Origin of the sequence: Pseudonocardia sp. P1, assembly GCF_000178675.2 — a bacterium.
Taxonomy (GTDB): domain Bacteria; phylum Actinomycetota; class Actinomycetes; order Mycobacteriales; family Pseudonocardiaceae; genus Pseudonocardia.
Genome location: NZ_ADUJ02000001.1, coordinates 3,633,906 through 3,658,405 on the forward strand (window position 1 = coordinate 3,633,906; position 24,500 = coordinate 3,658,405).

The following is a 24,500-nucleotide window of genomic DNA, read 5'->3' on the forward strand; positions in this document are numbered from 1 at the left end:
CCTGCGAGAACTGCTCCGTTCGGAGGGATAGTCGCTGTCGATGTCGCACCCGGATCCAGCGGAGACGCTTCGACTCCTCTCGATGGCGGAGCGGGAGGCCTCCCATCGGATGGAGGAGGCACTGCGTGCCGTGGGAGCCGACATCGACCGCTGGCGGGTGCTCTCGCTCCTCGTGGCCCGGGGCGGCTGCCCGATGAACGTCGTCGCCGAGCACGCGCTGCTGCTCGCACCGAAGTGCTCGAAGCTCGTCGACCGGATGGTCGCGGCGAACCTGGTCCTGCGCCGCCCCGACGACCTGGACCGGCGGCGGGTGCTGATCTTCGCCTCGGCCCGGGGCCGGGAGGCGCTCACCCGCTGGGACGCGGCCGTCGACGAGGTGGGGGCGCAGCTCGCCGAGCTACTGGGTGACGACGCCGCGGTGCTCGACGCCGTGCTGCGCCGGCTCGCCACGGGGGCCCGGAGCGACCCGGCGGCATCCCGCACCGCGGGCTGACCCGAACCGCGGGCTGGCCCGAACCGCGGGCTGGCCCGTGCCGGCGTCAGCGCCCCGGGGACACCGGGCCGGGCCGCGCCGCCTCGGGGCCGGGGGTCCCGCCGAGCGCACCGGCGAGGAGCTCCCTGGCCCGCGCCAGGTGCTCGTCCAGCAGCGCCGCTGCGGCGTCCCCCTCCCCCGCCCCGACCAGGTCGAGGATCCGCTCGTGCTCGGCGATGATGATCTCCGGGCTGAGCAGCTCGCGGCCCTGCACCTGGGCCATGCACAGGGTCACCTCGGACGTCAGCGAGCGGTACATCCGGCTGGTCCGGGCGTTGCCCGCGGCGTCGACGAGTGCGGTGTGGAACCGCATGTCCGGCTCGACGACGTCGAAGCCGGCGGCGTCCCACCGGCGCCGGATCTCCGCGTTCGCCGAGCGCGCCTCCTCGGGCACCGGTGTCCCGGCACGGGCCAGCCGCCGCAGCACCTCGGCCTCGAGGATGGCCCGGGAGAGGTAGATGTCGCGCACGTCGTCCGGGCCGAGCCGGACCACGCGCGCGGTCTTGTGGGTGCTGCGTTCCAGCACCGACTCCGCGACCAGGCGCTCGATGGCCGCCTTCGCCGTCGCGCGGGCGACCTCGTAGCGGCCGGCGACCTCGGCCTCGGTGAGCGACGTCCCGGGGGCCAGCTCGCCGGTCAGCACGCTGCCGCGCAGGTCGTCGGCGATCGCGTCGACGACCGACGTCACGGTCACGCGGGCTACCACGACGACTCCATGAGGAGACCCTAACCATCCGTCGTCGAGCCGGAAGCTTTGCCCTACGAGTAATTCTGCTGAACAATCCGACGGACCGCGCTCGACAGGAGGATCCCGGTGGCGTCACGCAACAGCTCCGAGCCGCAGCCCGCGACCGACGACCCACGGGCCCGTCTGCTGGCCGGGCTGCACGGGTGCGTGGCCGATCCCGGCCAGGTGCGCGACGGCGAGCTGGCCCGGCACGTGGGCGCGCACGACGCGTCGCACTTCCACCTGCTGCCGACCGCGGTCGTCGCGCCGCGCGGCGGGGCCGAGGTCGGCAGGCTGCTCGCACTCGCCCACCGGCACGGCGTCCCGCTCACGTTCCGCTCGGGCGGGACCAGCCTCTCCGGGCAGGGCGTCACCGACCAGCTGCTGGTCGACACCCGGCGGCACTTCCGCGACGTGGAGATCCTCGACGACGGGCTGCGGGTCCGGGTGCAGCCGGGCGTCACCGTCCGGCAGCTCAACGCCCGGCTCGCCCGCCACGGCCGGCGGTTCGGGCCGGACCCGGCGAGCGAGGCGGCCTGCACCGTGGGCGGGGTGCTGGCCAACAACGCCAGCGGGATGGCCTGCGGCACCGTCGAGAACAGCTACCGGACGCTGGAGTCGGTGGTCGCCGTCCTGCCGTCGGGCACGGTCGTCGACACCTCCGGGCCGGACGCCGACGAGCGCCTCCGCGCCCTCGAACCGGACCTTCACAAAGGACTGCTCGTGCTCCGTGACCGGGTGCTGGCGAACCCGTCGTCGGTCGCGACGATCGGCAGGCAGTTCGCCATGAAGAACACCATGGGCTACGGGCTCAACGCGCTCGTCGACCACGCCGGACCGGCCGAGATCCTCACCCACCTGCTGGTCGGCAGCGAGGGGACGCTGGCCTTCGTCGCCTCGGCGACCTTCCGCACCGTCCCGCTGCGCACCCGGATCTCGTCGGCGCTGCTGGTGTTCGACGACCTGTTCGCCGCCAACGCCGCGCTCCCGGAGCTGGTCGCGACCGGGGCGGCGACGCTGGAGCTGATGGACGCGACCTCGCTGCGGGTCGGCCAGTCGTTCGCCGACTGCCCGCCCGAGGTGGCCCGGATCGCGGTCCGCGAGCAGGCCGCACTGCTCGTCGAGTACCAGGAGCTGGCCGACGACGAGCTCGCCGAGCGGGTCGCCGCGGCCGGACGGACCCTGGCCGGGCTGCCGACCGCCGAACCGGTCGAGCTGAGCACCGATCCCGCCGTCCGCGGCCCGCTGTGGAAGCTGCGCAAGGGGCTCTACTCGTCGGTGGCCGGGGCGCGGCCGCAGGGCAGCACCGCCCTCCTGGAGGACGTCGTCGTCCCGGTTCCGGCGCTGGCCGGCACCTGCCGCGACCTGGCGGTGCTGTTCGACCGCTACGCCTACCGCGACAGCGTCGTGTTCGGGCACGCGAAGGACGGCAACATCCACTTCATGCTGACCGACCGGTTCGAGACCGACGAGCAGCTGGGCCGCTACCGCGACTTCACCGAGGAGATGGTCGATCTCGTCCTCGGTCACGGCGGCTCGCTCAAGGCCGAGCACGGCACCGGGCGGGTCATGGCGCCGTACGTGCGCCGCCAGTACGGCGACGAGCTCTACGACGTCATGCGGGAGATCAAGCGCCTCTTCGACCCGCACGGCGTGCTCAACCCGGGCGTGGTGCTCAGCGACGACCCGGACATGCACCTCAAGCACATCAAGCTGTCCCCGGTGGTCGATGCCGAGGTCGACCGGTGCACCTCCTGCGGGTTCTGCGAGCCGGTCTGCCCGAGCCGCGACCTGACGCTCACACCGCGGCAGCGGATCGCCGCCCGGCGCGCGATCCGCGAGGCCGAGCTGGCCGGTGACACCGCGCTCGCCGGGCGGCTGGAGTCCGAACAGGACTACGAGTCGGTGCAGACCTGCGCCGTCGACGGCATGTGCCAGACCGCGTGCCCGGTCCTGATCAACACCGGTGACCTGGTCAAGAAGCTCCGCCGCGACGACCGGTCCCGGGTCGACAGCACCGCCTGGACGACGGCGGCGAAGCACTGGTCGACGGCCACCAGGGGCGGCTCGGCCGCACTGACCACGCTGGCGAAGGCCCCTGCCCCGGTCCGGGCCGGGGTGACCGCGGCCAACCGCGCCGCCCGCGCCGTGGCCGGGACCGATCGGGTCCCGCTGTGGTCCGGCGAGCTGCCCGGCGGCGGCCCGCGGCGGCGACGCCCGGCGCCCGCCGCGGCGCCCGCCGCGGTGTACCTGCCGGCCTGCGTGAACACCCTGTTCGGCCCGGCCGGGGACGGACCCGGGGTGCAGGCGAGCGTCGAGGCACTGTGCGCGGCGGCCGGGATCACGCTGCTGGTGCCGCCCGGGATCGACGCGTTGTGCTGCGGGACGCCCTGGTCGTCGAAGGGGCTGCCCGACGGCTACGCGGCGATGCGGGAGCGGGTCGTCCCCGCCGTGCTGGCCGCCACCCGCGGCGGGGAGCTGCCGGTGGTCGGCGACGCGTCGTCGTGTACCGAGGGGTTCCACACGATGCTCGCCGACGCCGGCGTCCGGGTGGTCGACGCGATGCGGTTCGTCGTCGACGAGGTGCTGCCCCGGCTCGGGGAGCACCCGAGGGTGGCATCGGTGTCGGTGCACCCGACCTGCTCGTCGGCCCGGCTGCAGCTCGATACCGCGCTGCTGACGCTGGCCGCCGAGGTGGCCGACGACGTGCACGTCCCGGACTCCTGGGGGTGCTGCGCGTTCGCCGGTGACCGGGGCATGCTGCACCCGGAGCTGACGGCGTCGGCGACCGCGGGCGAGGCGGCCGAGGTGCGCGAGCGCGACGCGGCCGCGCACGTGTCCTGCAACCGGACCTGCGAGCTGGGGATGACACGGGCCACCGGCCGGCCCTACGAGCACGTGCTGGAGGTGCTCGCGAGGCAGGTCGGCGTGGGCACTCAGCCGGCGGGCCCGTCCGGCGGGTCGGCGCCGAGGTCCCGGTAGGGACGGTCGTCCCAGTGGGCCTCGGCGCGGCCGACGCCCTCCCCGCGGTCGAGACCGAGGTACCGCTGCACGAACAGCGCCCGTCGCCGCTTCAGCTCGGGTTCGAGCGCGTCCTCGACGGCGGCGCCGAGCTCGGCCTCGGACCGGGCGCGCTCGTCGTCCGGGTCGTCGGTGGTTCCCTCCGCTGCCATGCGGCGCTCCTCCGGTCGTCGGGCCCCGTCCCCCGAGGATGCCTGTCCGGGGAGGTCTCGGCCAGGGCCGGTCAGGGCCGTCCGGCGGCGCGGACCCGGGCGTGGAAGCGTTCGACGAGCAGCGCGAACAGGTCGGGCTCCTCGAGGTTCGTGAGGTGCCCGGAACGGGGCAGCACCGCGAGGTCCGCGGCGGGGAGCGTCCGGCGCAGCATGAGGTTCGCGTCGAGGATGCCGTCGTCGCCGTCCCCCGCGACCAGCAGCGTCGGGACGCCCATCGCGGCGAGCGGCCCGCGCAGGTCGTAGAGCGAGGGCCGGGCGGCCTGCACCCCGCGCATCGTCGACGCCGCACCCACCGGATCGTGCTCGGCGAGGACCGTCAGGTGCTCGGCGTAGGTCCGCGGGTCCTTCTCCGCCAGGAGCATCCGGCCGGGTGACGCGCCGTAGGACGCCGCGACGGCCGCCGCCCCCTCGGCGTCGTAGCGGTCGGCCAGCGCCCGCGACTCCGCCCGGAACGCCGCGTCGTGATCCGGGTGGGCGCCGTACCCGCACCCCGCGACGACGAGCGACCGGCACCGCCCCGGCGCGGTCAGACCGAGGTGCAGCGCGCAGAACCCGCCCATCGAGTTGCCGATCACGTGCGCGGCGCCGGCGCCCGCCGCGTCGAGGACGGCGAGCGCGTCGGCGACCGCACGCTCCTGCGAGTAGGCGGCCGGGTCCTCCGGCACCTCCGACGGCGGGTAGCCGCGGGCCGCGTAGGTGATCACCCGGTGGCTGCGGGCGAAGTGCGCGACCTGGGGGCGCCAGGAGCGCTGGTCACCGCCGAACTCGTGGATCAGGAGCAGCGGCTCGCCCGCGCCGTGGGAGTCCCAGTGCAGGGCGACGCCGTCGTCGGTCCGGGTGCGCGGCATGGGTCCAGCAGAGCACATCCCGCGCGGCCCGGCGGCCGGTCAGCCGCCGGTGTTGAGCCGGGCGGCCCGGCGGGTCAGGTGGTCCCGCTCGGCCACGTTGGACGCCGCCCGCGCGGCCTCCGCGTACAGCCGCGCCGCCGTCGCGGTGTCCCCGGCCCGCTCGTGCAGGTACGCGGCCACCGCGGCGTGCCGGGGCACCGACCCGTCCACCTCGGCGAGCGCCGCCAGCCCGGCGCCCGGGCCGTCCGCCTCCCCCACGGCGACGGCGCGGTTGAGCCGGACGACCGGGCTGTCGGTCAGTTTCGCCAGCTCGTCGTACCACTCGACGATCTGCACCCAGTCGGTCTCTGCGGCGGTGCGCGCGTCGGCGTGCAGCGCCGCGACGGCCGCCTGCGCCTGGAACTGGCCCAGCCGGTCGCGGCCCAGCGCGGCCTGCAGGATCGCGACGCCCTCGGCGATCGCGTCGGTGTCCCACCGGCGTCGGTCCTGCTCGGCGAGCGGGACCAGGCTGCCGTCCGGTGCGGTCCGGGCCGCGCGGCGGGCGTGGTGCAGCAGCATGAGGGCGAGGAGCCCCGCCACCTCGGGATGGTCGATCGCCGCCGCGAGCCGCCGGGTGAGCCGGATCGCCTCGGCGGCCAGGTCGACGTCGCCGGAGTAGCCCTCGTTGAAGACCAGGTAGAGCACCCGCAGCACGGTCGCGACGTCGCCGGGGCGGTCGAACCGCGCGCCCGAGACGGTGCGTTTGGCGCGGCTGATCCGCTGGGCCATCGTCGCCTCGGGCACGAGGTACGCCTGCGCGATCTGCCGGGTCGTCAGCCCGCCGACGGCCCGCAGCGTCAGCGCGACCGCCGACGACGTGGTCAGCGACGGGTGCGCGCACAGGAAGTAGAGCTGCAGCGTGTCGTCGGTGTCCGGTGCGGGCCCGGGTTCCGGCTCGGTGTCGGCGACGTCCTCGCGCCGCCGGCGGGCCACGTCCGCGCGGGTCGCGTCGAGGAACCGGCGCCACGCCACGGTGACCAGCCAGCCCTTCGGGTCGCGGGGCGGATCGTCCGGCCACACCCGCCACGCCTCGAGCAACGCGTCCTGCACCGCGTCCTCGCCCGCCGCGAAGTCGGCTCCGCGGCGGACGAGGATCCCGAGCACGCTCGGTGCGAGGCTGCGCAGCAGTGCCTCGTCCACCGGTGACGTCACTCGGTGATGGTCGGCGGCGCGGTCAGGAACGGGCGCAGCTCGAGCCACTCGTGGATCGGCTTCCCGCCGGCGCCGGGGGCCGCCGACAGCTCGCCCGCCAGCTCGACGGCGCGGTCGTAGCTGTCCACGTCGATGACCATCCAGCCGGCGACGAGGTCCTTCGTCTCGGCGAAGGGGCCGTCGGTGACCGGCGGGCGGCCCTCGCCGTCGTACCGGACGAAGGTCCCCTCGGGGGCGAGCGCCTGGCCGTCGACGAACTCCCCGGTCCCCTCGAGCCGGGCCGCGAAGTCGTTCATGTAGCGGATGTGCGCCGAGACCTCCTCCGGCGTCCACCGGTCCATCGGCACGTCGTTCACCGCCGCCGGAGCTCCGCGGTAGTGCTTGAGCAGCAGGTACTTGGCCATCGTCGTCTCCTCGGTGTGTGCGGCCCATCCTGGCCGCTCGCACCACGGGGACGGAGCCGGTCAGCCGTTCTCGACACCGCCGGCAGAATTTCTTCCCACCGCGTGACGCCCCGGGCGACTCGGTGCCCGGTCCTGCCCAGCCCGCCGCCGCGACCTCGTGTCATGTCGACCGGACGAAGCGATGGACGGGCACGATCCTCATCCGGAGCGAACCGATCGCGGGGATTCCATTCTCACGAGAACCGATCTTCGGGCGGTCACGTATGGGCGTCCATCGCGGCCTCCGCGCGTAGAGCACTTCTCCACGACGACCCGCTGCACCGCCGACGGTTACCCGATTCAGGCCACGTCGAACGTGCCGAATTCGTAGGTTCCGGATCCGACAGAAGGTAGCTGGAACACCCTCCCGTCTCCGGAAGGACGGCTGTGACTCTCACCGACCAGCGCCCGGGCGAGCCCTCACCGCTCGGGAAACACGACGCCGAATGTGTTCCTCCGGACCGTGCCCGACTCAGCGACCTGTGGGAACACGTCCGACCGATGCGTCGGTCGTTGGCCACCGCGTTGGTCCTGGCGTTGATCGGCGCCGGATTCGCCCTGGTGCAACCACTGCTCGTGATGCGAGCGATCCAGGGCGCCGCAGGGGCCGAGGCGGTCGGCGGCGTCATCGCGCTCCTGATCGCCCTGTTCGTCGGTGAGGCACTCATCGACGCCGCGCAGAGCTTCCTGCTACAGCGCAGCGGAGAACAGGTCGTCAGGCGAATCCGGCACCGCATGATCCGTATGACGCTGTTCCTACCGATCTCGCGACATGACCGGTTCCGCAACGGAGATCTGCTCTCACGCGTCGGCACCGACACGACCCTGCTGCGGGCTTCGGTGTCGTCGGGCATCGTCGACGCCCTGGTCGGTGTCGTCTCGCTCCTCGGCGCCATCGCCTTGATGATCTACCTCGACTGGTCGTTGTTCGCGCTGGTCATCGTCGCGGTGCTCGCAGCAGGGACCGTCGTCGGCGTCGTCCTGACCGGCATCCAGCGGGCCTCGGAACAAGCCCAGGACCGGGTCGGCGCCATGACGGCCGACCTGGACAGCTCGCTGTCCGCCATCCGCACCGTCGTCGCCAGCAACGCCCAGGACCGCGAGACGCGGCGCATCTCCGCACGCGTCGACGAGGCATACGAGGCCGGTGTGCGCGCCGCTCGGCTCGATGCCCTGGTCAACCCTGCGATGACCCTCGCCACCAACGGATCGTTCCTGCTGGTCCTGGGGGTCGGCGGCGTCCGTGTCGCCGGCGGGGATCTCGACCTGGCCACCCTCGTCTCGTTCCTGCTCTACCTCACCCTGCTCGTGATGCCGATCGCTCTCATCGCCGGTGCGGCATCGTCGATCAAGGAGGGCCTCGGAGCACTGCACCGCATCAAGCAGCTCCTCGGCGAGCGCGGCGAGGACCACGGAGCTCCGCCCGACGACCCGGCTGAACCTCTCATCCGTCGCCGTCCGGACGCCCCGGTCGAGCTGGAGTTCCGCGACGTTCATTTCCGCTACGACGACACGCCGGTTCTCGAGGGGGCCTCCTTCACCGTCCCCGCCCGCGCGTACGCCGCCATCGTCGGTCGTTCCGGCGCCGGTAAGACCACCATCTTCTCGCTCGTCGAACAGTTCTATCGTCCCGACCGCGGCATCATCCTTCTGAACAGACGCGAGATCGGGGGTGTGCCGCTGCCCGAATACCGCAGCGCGATCGGATACGTCCAGCAAGAAGCGCCGATCCTCTGGGGCAACCTGCGCGACAACCTGCGCTTCGCTGCGCCCGACGCCGCCGACCACGAGATCATCGACACGCTCCGCCAGACCCACCTCTACGACTGGTACGCGAGCCTGCCCGACGGACTCGACACCCATGTCGGAGACCGCGGCGTCACCCTCTCCGGTGGCCAACGGCAGCGAATCGCCATCGCACGGGCACTGGTGGCCAAGCCGTCCCTGCTGCTCCTCGACGAGCCGACCGCCCACCTGGACGGCGAGGCCGAGGCTGCCGTCATCGCCACCCTCCGCCGGCTCCGGGCCCGATGCACGCTGCTAGTCATCGCCCACCGCCGATCCACCATCGGCAGCAGTGACCTCGTCCTCGACCTCGAAGCCGGGCGCGTCACGACGCGCAGCGACGAACCGTGAACGAGCCGCGTTCCTCCCCGGCAGCTCGCACTCCGGGGCGGAGCCGGTCAGTTGTTCTCGACACCGCCGGCGGAATTTCTCTCCGCCGCGTACTCGTCGTCGGTGACCTGGCGGCCCCACGTGACGGGAGTACCCGTCTCGTCGTTCTGCTGCATCGCGACGTGGACCATGAACCGGTTCGGTGCCGCGCCGTGCCAGTGGTTCTCCCCCGGCTCGAAGAACACCCGGTCCCCGGCACGGACGACCTCGACCGGTCCGCCCTCGCGCTGGCACAGCCCGACCCCCTCGGTGACGTAGATCGTCTGGCCGTGCGGGTGGGTGTGCCAGGCGGTCCGCGCGCCGGGGGTGAAGTGCACGAGCGCCGCGGCGAACGTCGAGGTCCCGGCGGGCTCCGCGACGGGATCGATGTAGACGTCACCGGTGAACGCGTCGGCCGGGCCCTTACGGGTGTCGGGACCACTACGGGTGATCTGCATGTCTCCGGACGGTACGACCTGCGGGCTGCCGGGACGAGCCGGACCCACCGGCCTCATGCCGCGAGCAGCGGCGGGATCAGGTAGATGATCTCGAAGGCCTCGTACACCGCGCCGACGACGAACAGCACCAGCGCGGGGACGGCGAGCCGACCGGCCTGCCGCAGCCCGGCGACGTACCCCTGACGTCGGCTCTCCGCGCCGACGGCCTGCGGGCGCAGCCAGGCGCGCCCGATCAGGTAGGCGGCGAACATGACCACGACGTAGGCCTGGAACTCGATCAGCATCGTCAGCGAGTGCGGGATCAGCATCGTCGCCACGGTCTCGTCCACCGGCGCGAGGGCGACCCCGAACTCGAACGCCTTGTACCCGGCGAGGGCGATCCCGGCGAACGGCACGACCAGCGACGGCAGCAGGATCATCGCCAGGCCGACGGTCACGGTGTTCACCGCGAAGATCGTGAGGCTGAACAGCCAGACGTTGCCGAGCAGGGACACGACCAGATCGGTCGTCCCGTCTCCGTCCAGCGCTGCCGTCCGGGCGGCGGTCAGCTCGGGGAGGACCAGCGCCGTCGCCATCCCGACGAGGCACAGCCCGTACATGAGGGCGTTCAGGACGAGGTAGGCGCGCAGGTTGTCGCGGACGAGCGTGAACGCCGGGCGGACGAGTCTCATGTGGTCACCCCTTCCCGGGCCGGCTGGGTGCCCTGCCCGGATCCGGTGGCGACGGTAGGGACGCCGTCCGGCTGACCGGATCGGTCGAGCGGCCGGGACCTGCCGACCGAAGGAGGAGTGGGCCGGGACGGACGTCACGGCATCCGGCGCCCGGTCACGAACCGGCGGCGGAGGAACCCTCGTCGGGCGAGCCGCCGTCGGCGGTGGCGACCCGGCGCAGCAGCGTGCGCAGCACTGACTGCTCCTCGCCGGAGAGCGGCGCGAGGATCCGCGCCTCCGCCTCCCGCAGCGCGGCCTCGGTGTCGCACAGGCGGGCCCGCCCGGCGTCGGTGAGCACGACGCGTCGTGCGCGGCGGTCGGCCGGGTCGGGACGACGCTCGACGAGGCCGGCCTCCTGGATCTCGTCGAGCAGGTAGGTCATCACCGTGCGGTCGACGCCGAGCTTGCGGGCGAGCGCGAGCTGGGTGGACGGTCCGTCGCCGGCCGCGGTGGCGAGCACCTGGAAGCCACGCTGCCCGCCGGGGAGGTCCCCGATCACGCACTGCACCGCCGTGGCGTGGTCGCGGGCCACCCGTCCCAGTGCCCAGGCCAGGTCGCACTCCACGCCCTGCGGAGCCGGGATCTGCGGAGTGGACACGGTCACAGGATACGCGCTTGCCAATGCGTTCTGCCGCGCAGATATTCTGTTAAACAGAACATCTTCGCGAGAGATCACCACCGGAGGTCGCCATGTCCCTGCTCCGACTCGACTCGAGCATCCGTACCGAGAACTCCGTGAGCCGCGAGATCACCGACGTCGTCGAGCGCGCCTACCGCGAGGCGCGGCCGGAGGCCACGGTCGTCCGCCGCGACCTGGGCGTGCAGCCGGTGCCCATCGATCTCTGGAACACGGGGGTCGTCGCCGGCGCCGTGGCCGACTCCGATCGGACCCCCGAACAGCAGGCGGCGGTCCGGGAGACGGAGCGACTCGCCGACGAGGCGATCGCCGCGGACGCCCTGGTGATCGGGTCCCCGCTGTACAACTTCAACGTCGCCGCCCACCTCAAGACCTGGGTGGACACGATCGTCACCGACGCCCGCTTCGCCCCCGGCGCGACGCCGCTGGCCGGGAAGCCCGTCGTCCTCGTCGTCTCCCGGGGCGGCGGCTACGGCCCGGGCACCCCGCGCGAGGGATGGGACCACGGCACCGGATGGCTCGTCCGCATGTTCGGCGACGTCTGGGGCGGTGACGTCAGAGTGATCGAGGCCGAGCTGACCCTCGCCGACGTCGTGCCGGCGATGAGCGAGCTGCGCCCGCTCGCCGCGGAGAACCGCGACCGGGCCCGCGCCGAGGCGCAGGCCGCGGGAGCGCGGTGCGCGGGTGCGGTCGCGGTGGCGTGAGCCGGGGCCCGTCGGCGACCCTCAGGAGATAGCCCCCGAGGGGACGGGGGCGTGCCGCTCGCGCTCGTCGACCACGCGCCGGGCCTTGAAGGTCGTCTCGGGCAGGGCACCGGGTTCCAGCAGCCGCACCGGCACCCTGATGTTCACCGCGAGCCGCAGGGCGTTCTCCACCCGCCGGGCCAGCGCGTCCCGCGCCGCGGCGGCGTCCGGCGCGGGCAGGGCGGTGAGGGCCGCCGCGGTGTGGTGCGAGAGCTCGGTGTGGACGCTGATCTCGTCGAGCGCATCGGGCCGGGTCACCCGGATCTGGAACTCGGGGCCGAGCTCGTCCACCGTGCGCAGCGCGGTCTCGACGGCCGAGGGGAAGATGTTGGCCCCGCGGACGACGAGCATGTCGTCGAGCCGCCCGAGGACGCCCTCCGGCATGCGCGGGTAGGTGCGTCCGCACGGGCACGGGCCGCCGTCGTCCAAGTAGGTCTCGTCCCCCGGCGCGAAGCGGATCATGGGCTGGGACTCGCGCCAGAGGTGGGTGTAGACGACCGCGCCCCGGTCCCCGACCGGCAGCGCCGTGTGCGGGTCGTCCGTCCCGACCACCTCCACGTGCACCTCGTCGGAGATCAGGTGGGTGCCCGTGCCTGCGGTGCACCCGACGCTGGTCTGGAAGGGATACATCTCCGACGTGGAGCCCGCGTCGACCACGGTGGCGCCCCAGCCCTGCTCGATGATCCGGCGTGTCCCGGGCAGGGAGCCCCCGGGCTCGCCGCCCACCAGCAGGGTGCGGACGGAGCCCGACGCGAGGTCGATGCCCATCCGCTCGGCCACCGAGAGCAGATGGATGCAGTAGGAGGGCGTGGCGGTGAAGACCGTCGAGCCGAGCCGCGTGATCAGTTCGAGGTGCCGCTCGGAGTCGGTGACGCCGAGCGGGAAGACCGTCGCGCCGATCCGTTCGAGGCCCTGCAGGACACCCCAGCCACCGAAGAACAGGCCGAACGGGAACCCGACCTGGGCGATGTCGTCCGGGCGGATGCCGGCACACCACTGGGCCATGGCGTGCACGTCGGCAGCACGGTCCCAGTCGCCGTGGGAGACGGCGTACAGGGTGGGCGTGCCCGAGGTCCCCGACGAGCCGTGGATCCGGGCCAGCCCGCTCGACCCGTCCGCGCCGGTGAAGTCCCGGGTGTAGCTGCCGAACGGCGGATGCTCGGCCTGGTCGGCGACCAGCATCTTCTTGGTGATCACCGGGACCTTCGCGGTGAAGTCCTCGAGCGAGCGCACCTCGTCGGGGTGGAAACCGTGGGCGTCGTAGTGCCGTCGGTAGAACGGCAGCTGCTCGTAGGCGTAGTGCAGCTGGTGCCGGAGCCGATCGAGGACCACCGCGTCCCGGTCACGGGGGTCGCGGGTCTCGCGTTCCTGGTCCCAGTAGCGCGGGAAGCCGCGTCCGTCCCGGTCGGCCGCACGCGGCCCGGCGGCGGTGCTCATGCGGGTCCTCTCGTCACGTGTCGTCGGTGGTCCTCGGACCGCAGAGCCGGTCCGGGGCCGGCGGTCGTCCGCTGCGGCCCCGGACCGGAGATCAGCCGGCGCTGCCCTTGGTGTTCCAGCCGCCGTCGACCGGGAGGACCTCGCCGGTGCAGAAGCTCGCGTCGTCGGACAGCAGGAACGCGGCCGCGGCAGCGATGTCCGCAGGCGTGCCCAGACGCGGGATGAGGTGGGCGGAGACGAAGTTCTCCCGCATGCTGTCGGTGATGCCGGCGAGGATCGGTGTGTCGATCGTGCCCGGGCAGATGCAGTTCACCCGGATCCCGCGCGGGCTGAACTCCATCGCGACCTGCTGGGTGAGGCTCACGACCCCGCCCTTCGCCGCGGAGTAGGCGGCGAGGTTCTCCAGCCCCTTCAACGCCGCCATCGAGGCGATGTTGAGCACGGCACCGCCACCGTCCGCCAGCATCCGCGGGATCACGGCCTGCATCCCGAGCCAGACGCCCTTGAGGTCGGTGTCGACGACGTGGTCCCACCCGGCCTCGTCGAGATCGACCACGTTGTCCGGGCCGAGGGTGTTGGTGACGCCTGCGACGTTCCCGAGGGCGTGCACGCCGCCGAAGCCGCCGACCGCCTCGTCGACGAGGCGCTTCCAGTCCCCGGGCTTCCGCACGTCCATCACGACGTGGGCGGCCTTCCCTCCGCCGTCGACGATCTCCCGGGCCGTCGTGTCGTCGTCCTGCAGGTCGCCGATCACCACGGCGGCGCCCTCGGACGCCAGCCGCAGCGCGATGCCGCGGCCGATGCCCTGCACACCGCCGGTGACGACGGCGACCTTGCCGTCGAACCTGTTCATGCTCACTCCGATGTCGGTGGGAAGTCGGGGGTCCGGTGCCGGACGGGTCAGGCCTTGCCGAGCGCGACGTCCGCGAGCTTCGCGCGGCGCGCGAGGTTCTCCCGCGGGGTGAACTGCGGCGTGACGTAGCGGGCGAAGAGCTCCAGCGACCGGTTCCACTTGTCCGTGGTCACCCAGTCCCGGGTGTTGATCAGGAAGGTGCCGAAGCCGCCGGTCTGCTCCTCGAGCTCCTTGATCTGGCGGGTGCAGTCCTCGGGGCTGCCGATGATCCAGGGGATCTCCTCGACCATCCACTCGAAGGTGAGGTCGGCGTCGTCCATGCCCTCACCCTTCTTCATGAGCGCACCGAGGCCGAGACCCAGCAGGTACTCGTAGGAGCGCCGGACCCCCTCCCGGATCTCGTTCATCGCCTGGTTCTTGCTGTCCGACACGTAGACCTCGCGGCTGACCCGCCAGTTCTGCCGCGCGACGGCCGGGTCGAGGCCGGCCTCCTCGGCCGCACCGGTGAGCGCCGCACCGTGGGCGAGCAGGTCGGGCGCGTCGGTGTAACCGCGGTTGTCGGTCGGTGCGAAGTAGACCGACAGGGCTTTCCAGCCCTTCCCACCGCAGCGCGCGTAGTTGTGCGTCCCCGTCAGGCCGGCGATCGCGAACGGCGGGACGTCCTGGTACGGACCGACCTGCAGCTGCCGGTTCTCGTACTTCCAGTAGACGCCCTCGTAGCTCACCGGGTCCTCGGAGGTGAGCAGCTGCCAGATGATCTCCAGGGCCTCGGTGGTGCGGGGGGCGGCCTCCGAGCGCTCCAGCCCGAAGAGGGCCTGGTCGGTGGGCAGCCCGCCGCCGCCGAAGCCGTACTCGAGGCGGCCGTGGGTGAGGTGGTCGAGGAACGCCATCCGCTCGGCCACCTGGAACGGGTCCTGGTACGGCAGGTTGATCACCCCGGTGCCCAGGCGGATCCGGCTGGTCACGGCGGACGCCTTGGCGATCATGTACTCGGGGACCGGCACGTTCTCGTAGCCGCCGGTGTGGTGCTCACCGATCCAGTACTCGGAGAACCCGAGCTTCTCGGCCAGGACGATGTCGTCGATGTCCCGGTCGTAGGACAGCGTCCAGTTCTCGTTCGGGGGGTGCTCGGGCATCGTGAACAAGCCGAACCGCATCGGTCGGACCTCCTGGCCGCAGTCGTCCGGCGCCCGGCACCCATCGTTGCCAAACGCAGGGTCGTTTTATGTGTGGCAAACAGTGATCTGCTTCACCCCGGGGTGTCAAGGTCCTTCCGGACCAGCGCAGATGAACCGGGTATTTTCGTGCGGATCACGCATCGGGGCTTGATTGATAACCGACCCAGAGTTTGTTTACATGGAGGCACTTCGACTCAGGGGAGTTCACGTGTCACACGTCGACGCCGTCGATCCCCGCCCCCACGCCCGGCTCGACGCCGGCGGTGCGTGGCGGCTCCACGGCCTGCGCTGCCCGCGCTGCGGCGCGGTGTCCGCCTACGCGTGGCCGCGCTGTCCCGGCTGCGCCGGCCCGGCCGAGCCGGCCGTGTTCGGCCCCGGGGGAACCGTGTGGAGCAGCACCGTCGTGCGCATCCCGGTCCCCGGCCGGACGCCGCCCTTCGCCCTCGCCTACGTCGACCTCGACGATGGACCGCGGATCCTCGCCCACGTGCCCGGCCCGGCCGCCCCGCCCGTCGGCGGTCGGGCCCGGCTCGTCGCCCCGACCGGGTCCGGTGACCTGGCGGTCGAGCCGGACGCCGCGTCGTGAGCCGGGTCGCGGTCCACGGCGTCGGGACGTCGCACTTCGGCCGCCGGCCCGACCGGGACCTCGTCGGTCTCGCCCACGACGCCGTACGCGAGGCCCTCGCCGACGCCGCGGTCGACGCCGTCGACGCCGTCTGGGTCGGCACGGTCTTCGGCCCACCCGGTGTCGCCCAGCGGACGCTGCGTGCCCTGGGGATCACCGGCGTCCCGGTGATCACGGTGGAGAACGCGTGCGCGAGCGGGACCACCGCCTTCGCCGAGGCGCACGAGGCCGTCCGCACCGGACGGTACGGCCGGGTGCTGGCGCTCGGAGTCGAACAGATGAGCACCGCCTTCTCCGGTGCGATCACCCCCGAGCCCACGGATCCCGAGCAGAGCTCCGGGCTGGCGCTGCCGGCGTTGTACGCGATGAGCGCCGCGCGCTACCTCCACCTCGGCGCCGTCACCCCCGCCCAGCTGGCGGCCGTCTCGGTGAAGAACCACGCGCACGCGTTGCACAACCCGCGCGCCCAGTACGCGGGGAGCTACACCGTGGACGAGGTCCTCGGTTCGACGATGATCTCCGACCCGCTGACCCTCCTGCAGTGCTGCCCGACGTCCGACGGCGCGGCCGCGGCCGTCCTCGCACCGGCGTCGGGAGGCGACCGCGAGGTCGTCGTGCGCGGTGTCGCCCTGCGCAGCGGGGCACCGTGGAACGAGACGTCGCCCCACGTGTGGGGATACGACATCGTCCGGGACACCGCTGCCGACGCGCTGGCCGCTGCGGGCCTGGACACCGTCGTCGACGTCGACGTCGTCGAGGTGCACGACGCGTTCACCATCGGCGAGATCGTCACCACCGAGGCGCTCGGCCTGGTGGCGGAGGGCGAGGGTGGCAAGGCCGCCGAGGCCGGGGTGACCGCGCTGGGTGGCCGGCACCCGGTCAACCCGTCGGGCGGGCTGCTCTCCCGCGGGCACCCGCTCGGTGCGACCGGGCTCGCCCAGGTCGCCGAGATCGTCTGGCAGCTGCGGGGGGAGGCGGGCGGCCGTCAGGTCGGCTCCGCCCGGATCGGCCTGGTCGAGACCATGGGCGGCGGGGTGTCCGTGCTGGACGGGAACGCCTGCGTCGTCGCCGTACTGGAGGGGCCGTGAGTACTTCCCGTGTCGACGTCAGCGGGGTCGATCTGCTCGGCCCGGAAGCCGTCGCGGACCCGTACCCCGTCCTCGCCGCCCTGCGCGAGCACGACCCGGTGCACTGGAGCGGGAGATACCGGTCGTGGTTCGTCACCCGCTTCGACGACGTCTCGGCGGCGCTGCGGGACGTCCGGTTCTCGTCGGACCGGATCGCCCCGTACCGGCGGGCCAAGCTCGACGGCCCGGACGCCGATCCCGGGCTCCGGTCGGCCTTCGGCGTCCTCGAGGAGTGGATGGTCTTCAAGGATCCGCCGGACCACACCCGGCTCCGCAGGCTGCTCAGCCGGGGGTTCACCCCGCGGGCGGTCGACCGGCTCCGGCCACGGATCGAGGAGCTCGCCGACGAGCTGCTCGGCACGGCGACGGCGGACGGGTCCGGGACCGTCGACCTCGTCCGGGACTACGCCTACCCCCTGACCGCCTCGGTGATCGCCGAGATGCTCGGCGTCCCCCGGCAGGACCAGGACCGCTTCAAGCACTGGTCCGACCAGATCACCGGACTGGTCTTCGGCGGGATGGGCGACGCCGGACGGCACGCCAGTGGCGCGTCCGGCATGGCCGAGCTGACCGGGTACCTGTCCGACCTGGTGGCCGCGCACGAGCGCGAGCCCGCCGACGACCTGCTGTCCGCACTGATCGCCGCGCGGGACGAGCACGACTCGCTGAGCCACGACGAGGTCATCGCGACCGGTGTGCTGCTGCTCTTCGCCGGCCACGAGACGACCACGAACCTCATCGCCAGCGGCGTGCTCGCGCTGCTCCGGCACCCCGGGCAGCGGGCCCTCCTCGACGCGGACCCGACGCTCCTGAACGGTGCCGTGGAGGAGGTGCTCCGGTTCGACGGCCCCGCCAAGACCGTCGCCCGGGTCATGGCCGAGGACGTGGAACTGCGCGGGCGCACCCTCCGCCGCGGCCAGCGGGTGTTCCTCAGCCCGTCGGCGGCCAACCGCGACCCCGAGGTGTTCGACGACCCCGACACCTTCGACATCACCCGCCGCCAGGGCCGCCAGCTGGGCTTCGGCGTCGGGCTGCACTACTGCCTGGGCGGACCGCTCGCGCGGCTGGAGGCGGCCGTCGCCATCCCGCGCGCGCTCGCTGCGCTGCGGAGTCCGGAGGTCGACGAGGAGCAGCTGCGCTGGGCCCCCGTCCTCCTGTCCCGCGGCATGGAGCACTTCCCCGTCCGTGTCGACCCGGCAGGAGGCCCGGGCGGGCATGGGACACGATGAGCGGGTGACGGAGCCGGCAGAGGTGGTACCCGGCGGTTTCCGGCTCGACGGCGAGGTCGCGATCGTGACCGGTGCGTCGTCGGGGCTCGGCGCCCATTTCGCCCGGGTCCTGACCGCCGCCGGGGCCGGCGTCGTGATCGGTGCACGGCGGCCGGCGGAGCTGGACGCGGTCCGGTCCTCGATCGTCGACGCCGGGGGCAGGTGCGTCGCGGTCACCACCGACGTCGCCGACCCCGAGCAGTGCCAGGCGCTCGTCGACGCCGCGGTCGACCGGCTGGGACGGGTCGACGTCCTGGTCAACAACGCCGGGACCGGCTACGGCGCACGCGCCGAGCGGGACGATCCCCGCCGGGCCGCGGCCCTGCTGGAGGTCAACCTGCTCGGCGCGTACCAGATGGCCGCCGCCGCGGGCCGCGCGATGATCGCGGCCGGGCGGGGCGGCTCGATCGTCAACATCTCCTCGGCACTGGGCCTCACCGCCGGGACCGTCCCGCAGGCCGCCTACTCGGCGTCCAAGGCGGGGTTGACCGGACTGACCCGCGACCTCGCGGCCCAGTGGTCGGGCCGGCACGGCATCCGGGTCAACACGCTCGCCCCCGGGTACGTCGACTCCGAGATGACCGCGCCCCTGATCGAGCACGAGGAGGGACTGGCCGCGGCGGTCGGACGGATCCCGCTGGGCCGCCTCGGTACCCGGGAGGAGCTCACCGGTCCCCTGCTCCTGCTGGTGTCCCGGGCCGGCTCCTACGTCACCGGCGCCACACTGTGCGTCGACGGCGGCTGGACGATGCACTGATGCCCGGCCGTCGCGAACGCAGGACCTGGGAGGACTGACCGATGCCACGACCGAGCCGCTGGCCCGACCTCGTGCACGCCGCCGGTGAGGAGTTCCGGGAGCGCGGTTACGACAACGCCACCCTGGAGAGCATCGGCGCCCGTGTCGGGATCCTCAAGGGCAGCGTCTACAACTACGTGAGCAGCAAGGAGGAGCTGCTGCTCGCCGTCGTGGAACAGCCGGCCCAGGCCCTGCTCGCCGAGCTCGACCGCCTGCGTGCGGACACCGGCAGCAGCGTCGCCATGCGACTGCGCGAGCTGGTCCGCACCCAGATCCGGATCTTCGCCGACTACTACCCGGCCGCGTTCGTCTACCTGCAGCACGTCGGTAGGTTCCGGTCCCCGACCTTCGCCCGGTTCGACGACATGGACCGCCGGTACATCGCCGCGGTCGAGTCGCTGCTCGCCGAGGGCGCCCGGAACGGGGAGTTCTCGCTCGCCGGCGATCCCGCCGTGGCGGCCCGGGCGATCGTCGGGATGCTGGACTGGATGCAGCACTGGTTCACGCCACACGGCGAGGAGGCGGACTCGCAGCTGGCCGACCAGATCTTCGCGCTCGCGCTCGGCGGACTGGTCGCCGCGGGCGGCATCCACGGTCTGGCGAAGGGGGCCCCGTACGCCGCGCGGACGGTGCCGACGGGGAGCTGACCGGGCGGAAGGTGTCTCCCGTCGAGCGTCGTTCATCGCCCCGGACATCTCGTCCTCTTCGGGAATCGATGGCCGCACACAACGCCGCATCATGACGGTCCTCCTGCTGGTCATCGGCCTCGAGCTCCTGGGGGACGCGCTCGCCGGCCCGGCGTCAGGGTCCAGCTGAACCAGGTCCGGCGCGGGTCGATGGCCGCACGGTCACCGTCCGAAGGTCACCCGTCCCGGAGGAGGCGCCCGGATCCAGCTCGATGCGAGCGTCGGTGGATGACAACCACGTCGAGGTCCGCAACGCCGTCGATCGCCCAGCAGCAGGAGGATCTGCGGGGCCGCCTCCCCTTCGACGACACGCAGGACTTCGACGACGCCGAACGGGGACTGATCGCCTCGATCGATCAGCCGGTCGTCGGCGAGGACGGCACGGTCCTGTGGGACAACTCGACCTACTCCTTCCTCAGCGGCGACGCTCCGGACAGCGTGAACCCGAGCCTGTGGCGCCAGTCCCAGCTCTCCGCGATCGGAGGCCTCTTCGAGGTCGTCGAGGGGATCTACCAGGTGCGCGGCATGGACCTGTCGAACACGACGTTCGTCGAGGGCGACCAGGGCGTCGTCGTCATCGACACCCTGCTGTCGAAGGAGACCGGCGCCGCGGCGCTGGAGCTGTACCGGCTCCATCGCGGAGACCGGCCGATCAAGGCGGTCGTCTACACCCACTCGCACGCCGACCACTTCGGCGGGGTGAAGGGATTCGTCACCGAGGAGGACGTGGATGCGGGAGCAGTGCGGATCCTCGCTCCCGACGGTTTCACCGAGGAGGCGGTCGCGGAGAACGTCTATGCCGGAACGGCGATGGCCCGTAGAGCGGGATACATGTACGGCGCCGCACTCGCCCGCAGCCCGGAGGGCCAGGTCGGTGCCGGCCTCGGGCAGACGGTGTCCGTCGGCACCGTCACCCTGATACCGCCGACCGACATCATCACCACGACCGGTCACGAGGAGACCGTCGACGGGGTGCGGATGATCTTCCAGATGGCGCCGGGCACCGAGGCACCGGCCGAGATGCTGGTGTACCTGCCCGACTTCAAGGCACTCTGCGCGGCCGAGGACGCGACGCACAACCTGCACAACCTGCTGACCCTGCGCGGCGCCGTCGTGCGCGACCCGCACGCCTGGGCCCGCTACCTCACCGAGTCGATCGACCTGTTCGGCGGTGACGCCGAGGTCGTGTTCGCCTCCCACCACTGGCCGACCTGGGGAGCCGACCGGGTCGTCGAGTTCCTGTCCACCCAGCGCGACCTCTACGCCTACCTCCACGACCAGACCCTGCGCATGCTCAACCAGGGACTGGTCGGCCCGGAGATCGCCGAGGAGATCGTCCTGCCTCCCGCACTCGAGAACGCCTGGAACGCCCGCGGCTACTACGGCTCCGTCAGCCACAACGTCAAGGCCATCTACCAGCGCTACCTGGGCTGGTTCGACGGCAACCCCGCCCACCTCTGGGAACACCCACCGGTCGAGAAGGCCAGGCGCTACGTCGACTTCATGGGCGGCGCCGACACCGTCGTCGACAGAGCACGCGCCGCCTACGACGCCGGCGACTACCGGTGGGTCGCCGAGGTGGTCAACCATGTCGTGTTCGCCGAGCCGGAGCACCCGGACGCGCGCGAACTACTCGCCGACACCTACGAGCAACTCGGATACGGCTCGGAGAACGGCACCTGGCGCACCTTCTACCTGTCCGGGGCCACCGAACTGCGCGACGGCAGATTCGGCACACCGACCGAGACCAGCGCCCCCGACGTCATCGGTCAGCTCACCCCGCCGATGTTGTTCGACGCCCTCGCCATCCAGGTCGACGGACCCAGCGCGTGGGACGAGAAACTGAGCCTCGATGTCGTGCTCACCGACATCGACGAGCGCTACCGGCTCACGCTCGCGAACGGCGTACTGACCTACAGCTCCCGGCCACAGAAGGGCGACGCCGACGCCGTGCTCACGACAGACCGACGTGCGCTCCCGGCACTCGCGGGCGGCGGCCTGAGCGCGGAGGGGCTCGCCGCAGCCGGCCTCACCCTGACCGGGGACCCGACCGTGATCACCCGCCTGGCCCGCGTCCTCGACCCGGGCGACACGAACTTCGCCATCGTCACCCCGGACTGATCCGCATACATCCATCCTGCGGTCGGAGTGCCACGGCCATGGGATCCCTCGAGACGATCCACTGACGACGTCCTGCGATGAGCGTCAGCGCCATCACCGGTCGTAGAGATCCGCGACAGATCGCAAGTGCGCAGTTCAGCGGTGGTGGAGACGAGGGGGTGCTGCGGGTAGCGGAGCCGGATACGGGAGAGGAGGCCGTGCCGGGATGGAGGGGCGGGCCGTTGACCGCGCAGTGCGGCACGTCCACGACGCGCACTCGCTGCGGCGGATCCGCGGCCCGGGGGCGACCGGCCGGGGCGCGGTCTTCGGCGGACGAGCCGATCGGCCTGGGCGAGGTTGTGTCGGCGACGCCTGTGTCGGAGTGGGTGTCGGCGCCAATGTGGGTGTCGGCGCCGGTGTCGCCGAGGCGCCCGCGGATGAGGACGGCGGCGAGCAGCGCCCCGGCGACCAGAAGGGCCGACGAGAGCAGGATCGGATCGGGTCGAGCGCGGCCGGGTAGGTGTAGTCGTCGCCGCTGAGGCCGGCGACGACGGGGATAACCGCGACCGCGAGGAGCCCGGCGGCGCGCCGCACCGAGCAGGAGCTGAGCTCAGGTCTCCCCCGTGCAAGCGGCTTGAGCGGCCAGATTCGGGCTCAGACTGTCGGAACAGTCCCGCCGTCGATCACGTACTCGGCGCCCACGACGGCCGAGGCACGATCCGAGACCAGGAACCCGACCAGGTCCGCGATCTCCTCGGGCTTCGCGAACCGACCCAGGGGAACTCCTCCGAGGGAGTCGTAGATGGTCTGCTTCGCTGCTTCACGGGTGAGCCCGTTGCCCTCGGCGATCCGGTCCACGAATCGTTCGTAGGCTTCCGTCTCGATCCCGCCGGGACTGATGGCATTGATCCGGACACCGCGCGGCCCGAGCTCGTTGGCCAGCCCCTTGCTGTACGTGCGCAAGGCGGCCTTCGCGGCGGCGTACGCCAGGGATGCGTCGTACTGGGGCAGTTCGCGCTGGATCGAGGTGAAGTGCAGCACGACTCCCGACGCTGACTCGATCATGGCTGGGAGAAGGGCTCGATCGAGCCGCACCGCCCCCAGGAGGTTGAGGTTCAGCTCGGTGAGCCACTGGTCGTCGGTGATGACCGCGAATCCGCCGGACGGCGTCGATGCGCCTCCGACGACGTGCACGAGGATGTCGAGCGGGCCGGCCTCGGCGATCCGGGCGGCGACGTGGTCGGCGCCCTCGATCGTCGAGGTGTCCGCCTCGACGAAGCGGTCAGGGTGCTCGTACCCGTCGGGCATGGTCCGGGCCGTCACGTACACGTCGGCGCCCATCTGGCGCAGCCGCTCGGCGACGGCCTTGCCCGAGCCCTTCGAGCCGCCCGTGACCAACGCCCGGCGACCGTCGAGGCGGTCGGGATTCGAGTTCGGCATTGTCTCTCTCCTCGGTGACGATCGCCGTGGCATGGTGCGGTCAGGCTTCGTGGTTGGCGATGACGAGCTCGGCGATGAGGTCGTCGCGCAGCGCGAAGCGGTAGTCGAGTTCGGCGACCCCACCGGGGAAGGTCCCTTCGAGCCGAACGGTCGCCACGGAGTGGGTGTCGTCGACGCGGTGAGCGCCGACCAGTTCGGTCGTGTACTCGAACTGCGACCCGGCGTCGCGCAGGAACGCGTGGGCCTGCTCCCGCCCACGGACGGTCTCGCCCTGGTCGACGAGGACCACGTCCTCGGCGAGGAACGTGGAGGCGGTGTCGTCGTCACGGACGACGTGGGCGGCGAGGAAGTCGCGCACCTTGGCCGGGAGCGAATCGGACTGAAGGTCGGTGTGCTGTGTCATGAGCCCACCGTGTGGCCTCGCGTTGCGGGAAGGTCAAGCCGTGGACTCTCCCCCAGGGGGAGGGTCCAGGCTGGAGGGGTGCTGACCATCGGGGAGTTCTCGCAGTTGACCCATCTGAGCGTGCGTACCCTGCGTCGCTACCACGAGGCGACCCTGCTGACGCCCGCCGTCGTGGACGAGGCCACCGGATACCGCTACTACGGCGTCGACCAGATCCCGACCGCCCAGGTCATCCAACGGCTCCGCGAACTCGACGTCCCCCTGACCGACGTCCAGCGGATCCTGCGGACTCCCGACCCCGTACTTCGGGCGAACCTGGTCGCGGACCACCTGCAACGCCTCGAGGACCAGCTCGACCGCACCCGGGCCGCGGTCGTGTCGCTGCGCCGCCTGCTCCAGCCCGACCCCGCCCCGATCGACGTCGAGCTGCGCGCGGAGCCCGCCCGGACCGTCGCGGCGGTGGAGGCCGTCGTCAACCTTCACGACGTGGAGACCTGGTTCGCCGGCGCGATGGCCGAGCTGGAGGCGGCCGTCGGCACCGCGGTGACCGGGCCGCCGGGCGGTAGCTACGACAACGCCCTCTTCGAGCAGGAACGCGGTCACGCGCTCCTCTACCTGCCGACCGATACGCCGCCTCGCACCGGACGCGTGCACCCCGCGACCCTGCCGGCCGCGGAACTGGCCGTCACCACCCACGTCGGCGAGCACGACGGCATCGAGGTCGCCTATGGCGAACTCGGGACCTGGGTGGTGGAGAACGCGATGTCGGTGGCCGGACCAGTGCGGGAGGTCTACGCGGTCGGGCCACGCGACACACCCGATCCCGGTGCGTGGCGCACCGAGATCGGCTGGCCGGTCTTCCGGGTCGGCTGATCCTCGTGGGGACGATGGATGAGTTGATCGACACGTCG

General features: G+C 72.4%; 24 protein-coding genes. 11 read left to right on the plus strand and 13 right to left on the minus strand.

Going from position 1 to position 24,500, the window contains the following annotated elements; translation table 11 throughout:
- The first annotated feature begins 82 nt into the window (after positions 1-82).
- Entirely contained in the window at positions 83-493 is a 411-nt protein-coding gene (locus PP1_RS16620; protein WP_083697283.1) for a MarR family winged helix-turn-helix transcriptional regulator, read from the plus strand.
- A gap of 46 nt (positions 494-539) precedes the next feature.
- Here the strand turns inward: PP1_RS16620 and PP1_RS16625 are convergent, their stop codons facing one another.
- The gene (locus tag PP1_RS16625; RefSeq protein ID WP_212592125.1) at positions 540-1,226 is read right to left on the minus strand and encodes a GntR family transcriptional regulator; all 687 of its coding nucleotides are present in this window, start codon (positions 1,224-1,226) and stop codon (positions 540-542) included.
- Positions 1,227-1,346: 120 nt separating this feature from the next.
- On the opposite strand from PP1_RS16625, the gene PP1_RS16630 reads away from it, so the two are divergent.
- Entirely contained in the window at positions 1,347-4,241 is a 2,895-nt protein-coding gene (locus tag PP1_RS16630; protein ID WP_212592124.1) for an FAD-binding and (Fe-S)-binding domain-containing protein, read from the plus strand.
- Here the strand turns inward: PP1_RS16630 and PP1_RS16635 are convergent.
- The 4 genes from PP1_RS16635 to PP1_RS16650 all read right to left on the minus strand — a co-directional run bounded on the left by PP1_RS16635 (position 4,196) and on the right by PP1_RS16650 (position 6,935).
- A complete protein-coding gene (locus tag PP1_RS16635; RefSeq protein ID WP_010237800.1) occupies positions 4,196-4,432 on the minus strand; it encodes a hypothetical protein in 237 nt (78 codons plus the stop codon). The genes PP1_RS16630 and PP1_RS16635 overlap by 46 nt on opposite strands.
- 71 nt (positions 4,433-4,503) lie before the next feature.
- Positions 4,504-5,340 carry an alpha/beta fold hydrolase gene (locus PP1_RS16640; RefSeq protein ID WP_010237802.1) on the minus strand — a complete coding sequence of 279 codons (837 nt, stop codon included), beginning with the start codon at positions 5,338-5,340 and terminating at the stop codon, positions 4,504-4,506.
- Positions 5,341-5,379: 39 nt separating this feature from the next.
- Positions 5,380-6,519 carry an RNA polymerase sigma factor gene (locus tag PP1_RS16645; protein ID WP_075314881.1) on the minus strand — a complete coding sequence of 380 codons (1,140 nt, stop codon included), beginning with the start codon at positions 6,517-6,519 and terminating at the stop codon, positions 5,380-5,382.
- 8 nt (positions 6,520-6,527) lie between these two features.
- On the minus strand, positions 6,528-6,935 hold the full coding sequence (locus PP1_RS16650) for a YciI family protein (RefSeq protein WP_010230615.1): 408 nt from the start codon (positions 6,933-6,935) through the stop codon (positions 6,528-6,530).
- Between the two features lie 426 nt (positions 6,936-7,361).
- On the opposite strand from PP1_RS16650, the gene PP1_RS16655 reads away from it, so the two are divergent.
- Complete coding sequence (locus PP1_RS16655) at positions 7,362-9,110, plus strand: ABC transporter ATP-binding protein (protein WP_139324008.1); 1,749 nt, start codon at positions 7,362-7,364, stop codon at positions 9,108-9,110.
- Between the two features lie 47 nt (positions 9,111-9,157).
- Here PP1_RS16655 and PP1_RS16660 read toward each other — a convergent pair whose 3' ends face one another.
- The 3 genes from PP1_RS16660 to PP1_RS16670 form a co-directional block, all read right to left on the minus strand.
- Positions 9,158-9,586, minus strand: a complete 429-nt coding sequence (locus PP1_RS16660) for a (R)-mandelonitrile lyase (protein ID WP_010230610.1) — start codon at positions 9,584-9,586, stop codon at positions 9,158-9,160.
- A gap of 53 nt (positions 9,587-9,639) precedes the next feature.
- Positions 9,640-10,257 carry a stage II sporulation protein M gene (locus PP1_RS16665; RefSeq protein ID WP_010230607.1) on the minus strand — a complete coding sequence of 206 codons (618 nt, stop codon included), beginning with the start codon at positions 10,255-10,257 and terminating at the stop codon, positions 9,640-9,642.
- 154 nt (positions 10,258-10,411) lie between these two features.
- Positions 10,412-10,894: a MarR family winged helix-turn-helix transcriptional regulator gene (locus PP1_RS16670; protein WP_227012739.1), complete on the minus strand. Its 483-nt coding sequence runs from the start codon at positions 10,892-10,894 to the stop codon at positions 10,412-10,414.
- A 92-nt stretch (positions 10,895-10,986) separates the two neighbouring features.
- Here PP1_RS16670 and PP1_RS16675 point away from each other — a divergent pair, with 92 nt between their 5' ends.
- Positions 10,987-11,637, plus strand: coding sequence for an FMN-dependent NADH-azoreductase (locus PP1_RS16675; RefSeq protein WP_010230601.1), 651 nt, complete (start codon positions 10,987-10,989; stop codon positions 11,635-11,637).
- Positions 11,638-11,658: 21 nt separating this feature from the next.
- Here PP1_RS16675 and PP1_RS16680 read toward each other — a convergent pair whose 3' ends face one another.
- The 3 genes from PP1_RS16680 to PP1_RS16690 form a co-directional block, all read right to left on the minus strand.
- Positions 11,659-13,113 carry a phenylacetate--CoA ligase family protein gene (locus tag PP1_RS16680; RefSeq protein WP_010230599.1) on the minus strand — a complete coding sequence of 485 codons (1,455 nt, stop codon included), beginning with the start codon at positions 13,111-13,113 and terminating at the stop codon, positions 11,659-11,661.
- A gap of 91 nt (positions 13,114-13,204) precedes the next feature.
- Entirely contained in the window at positions 13,205-13,966 is a 762-nt protein-coding gene (locus PP1_RS16685) for an SDR family NAD(P)-dependent oxidoreductase (RefSeq protein ID WP_202796378.1), read from the minus strand.
- Between the two features lie 47 nt (positions 13,967-14,013).
- Positions 14,014-15,123, minus strand: coding sequence for an LLM class flavin-dependent oxidoreductase (locus PP1_RS16690; protein WP_010230594.1), 1,110 nt, complete (start codon positions 15,121-15,123; stop codon positions 14,014-14,016).
- A gap of 229 nt (positions 15,124-15,352) precedes the next feature.
- Here PP1_RS16690 and PP1_RS16695 point away from each other — a divergent pair, with 229 nt between their 5' ends.
- From PP1_RS16695 to PP1_RS16720, 6 genes are all read left to right on the plus strand, one after another.
- Positions 15,353-15,730, plus strand: a complete 378-nt coding sequence (locus tag PP1_RS16695) for a Zn-ribbon domain-containing OB-fold protein (RefSeq protein ID WP_249266062.1) — start codon at positions 15,353-15,355, stop codon at positions 15,728-15,730.
- Positions 15,727-16,857 (plus strand): thiolase family protein, encoded by a 1,131-nt coding sequence (locus tag PP1_RS16700; RefSeq protein WP_010230591.1) that lies wholly within the window; start codon positions 15,727-15,729, stop codon positions 16,855-16,857. Before PP1_RS16695 ends, PP1_RS16700 begins: the two co-directional genes overlap by 4 nt.
- Positions 16,854-18,125 carry a cytochrome P450 gene (locus tag PP1_RS16705; protein WP_010230588.1) on the plus strand — a complete coding sequence of 424 codons (1,272 nt, stop codon included), beginning with the start codon at positions 16,854-16,856 and terminating at the stop codon, positions 18,123-18,125. The genes PP1_RS16700 and PP1_RS16705 overlap by 4 nt, the downstream gene beginning before the upstream one ends.
- Positions 18,112-18,921 (plus strand): SDR family NAD(P)-dependent oxidoreductase, encoded by an 810-nt coding sequence (locus PP1_RS16710; RefSeq protein WP_050802369.1) that lies wholly within the window; start codon positions 18,112-18,114, stop codon positions 18,919-18,921. The genes PP1_RS16705 and PP1_RS16710 overlap by 14 nt, the downstream gene beginning before the upstream one ends.
- A 41-nt stretch (positions 18,922-18,962) precedes the next feature.
- Complete coding sequence (locus PP1_RS16715) at positions 18,963-19,607, plus strand: TetR/AcrR family transcriptional regulator (protein ID WP_010230583.1); 645 nt, start codon at positions 18,963-18,965, stop codon at positions 19,605-19,607.
- A gap of 267 nt (positions 19,608-19,874) precedes the next feature.
- On the plus strand, positions 19,875-21,767 hold the full coding sequence (locus PP1_RS16720; RefSeq protein WP_010230580.1) for an alkyl/aryl-sulfatase: 1,893 nt from the start codon (positions 19,875-19,877) through the stop codon (positions 21,765-21,767).
- 633 nt (positions 21,768-22,400) lie between these two features.
- Here PP1_RS16720 and PP1_RS16725 read toward each other — a convergent pair.
- Positions 22,401-23,186, minus strand: coding sequence for an SDR family oxidoreductase (locus PP1_RS16725; RefSeq protein WP_010230573.1), 786 nt, complete (start codon positions 23,184-23,186; stop codon positions 22,401-22,403).
- Positions 23,187-23,226: 40 nt separating this feature from the next.
- Positions 23,227-23,589, minus strand: a complete 363-nt coding sequence (locus tag PP1_RS16730) for a nuclear transport factor 2 family protein (RefSeq protein WP_010230571.1) — start codon at positions 23,587-23,589, stop codon at positions 23,227-23,229.
- Between the two features lie 78 nt (positions 23,590-23,667).
- Here PP1_RS16730 and PP1_RS16735 point away from each other — a divergent pair, with 78 nt between their 5' ends.
- The gene (locus tag PP1_RS16735) at positions 23,668-24,462 is read left to right on the plus strand and encodes a MerR family transcriptional regulator (RefSeq protein WP_010230568.1); all 795 of its coding nucleotides are present in this window, start codon (positions 23,668-23,670) and stop codon (positions 24,460-24,462) included.
- Positions 24,463-24,500 lie beyond the last annotated feature (38 nt).

What these genes read in the sequence shown, in the direction of transcription:
- PP1_RS16690 (WP_010230594.1), bottom strand. Translation starts at nt 15,123, where the DNA reads ATGCGGTTCGGCTTGTTCACGATGCCCGAGCACCCCCCGAACGAGAAC.
- PP1_RS16640 (WP_010237802.1), bottom strand. Translation starts at nt 5,340, where the DNA reads ATGCCGCGCACCCGGACCGACGACGGCGTCGCCCTGCACTGGGACTCC.
- PP1_RS16675 (WP_010230601.1), top strand. Translation starts at nt 10,987, where the DNA reads ATGTCCCTGCTCCGACTCGACTCGAGCATCCGTACCGAGAACTCCGTG.
- PP1_RS16660 (WP_010230610.1), bottom strand. Translation starts at nt 9,586, where the DNA reads ATGCAGATCACCCGTAGTGGTCCCGACACCCGTAAGGGCCCGGCCGAC.
- PP1_RS16620 (WP_083697283.1), top strand. Translation starts at nt 83, where the DNA reads ATGGCGGAGCGGGAGGCCTCCCATCGGATGGAGGAGGCACTGCGTGCC.
- PP1_RS16710 (WP_050802369.1), top strand. Translation starts at nt 18,112, where the DNA reads ATGGGACACGATGAGCGGGTGACGGAGCCGGCAGAGGTGGTACCCGGC.
- PP1_RS16715 (WP_010230583.1), top strand. Translation starts at nt 18,963, where the DNA reads ATGCCACGACCGAGCCGCTGGCCCGACCTCGTGCACGCCGCCGGTGAG.
- PP1_RS16730 (WP_010230571.1), bottom strand. Translation starts at nt 23,589, where the DNA reads ATGACACAGCACACCGACCTTCAGTCCGATTCGCTCCCGGCCAAGGTG.
- PP1_RS16720 (WP_010230580.1), top strand. Translation starts at nt 19,875, where the DNA reads ATGACAACCACGTCGAGGTCCGCAACGCCGTCGATCGCCCAGCAGCAG.
- PP1_RS16680 (WP_010230599.1), bottom strand. Translation starts at nt 13,113, where the DNA reads ATGAGCACCGCCGCCGGGCCGCGTGCGGCCGACCGGGACGGACGCGGC.
- PP1_RS16685 (WP_202796378.1), bottom strand. Translation starts at nt 13,966, where the DNA reads ATGAACAGGTTCGACGGCAAGGTCGCCGTCGTCACCGGCGGTGTGCAG.
- PP1_RS16635 (WP_010237800.1), bottom strand. Translation starts at nt 4,432, where the DNA reads ATGGCAGCGGAGGGAACCACCGACGACCCGGACGACGAGCGCGCCCGG.
- PP1_RS16650 (WP_010230615.1), bottom strand. Translation starts at nt 6,935, where the DNA reads ATGGCCAAGTACCTGCTGCTCAAGCACTACCGCGGAGCTCCGGCGGCG.
- PP1_RS16665 (WP_010230607.1), bottom strand. Translation starts at nt 10,257, where the DNA reads ATGAGACTCGTCCGCCCGGCGTTCACGCTCGTCCGCGACAACCTGCGC.
- PP1_RS16725 (WP_010230573.1), bottom strand. Translation starts at nt 23,186, where the DNA reads ATGCCGAACTCGAATCCCGACCGCCTCGACGGTCGCCGGGCGTTGGTC.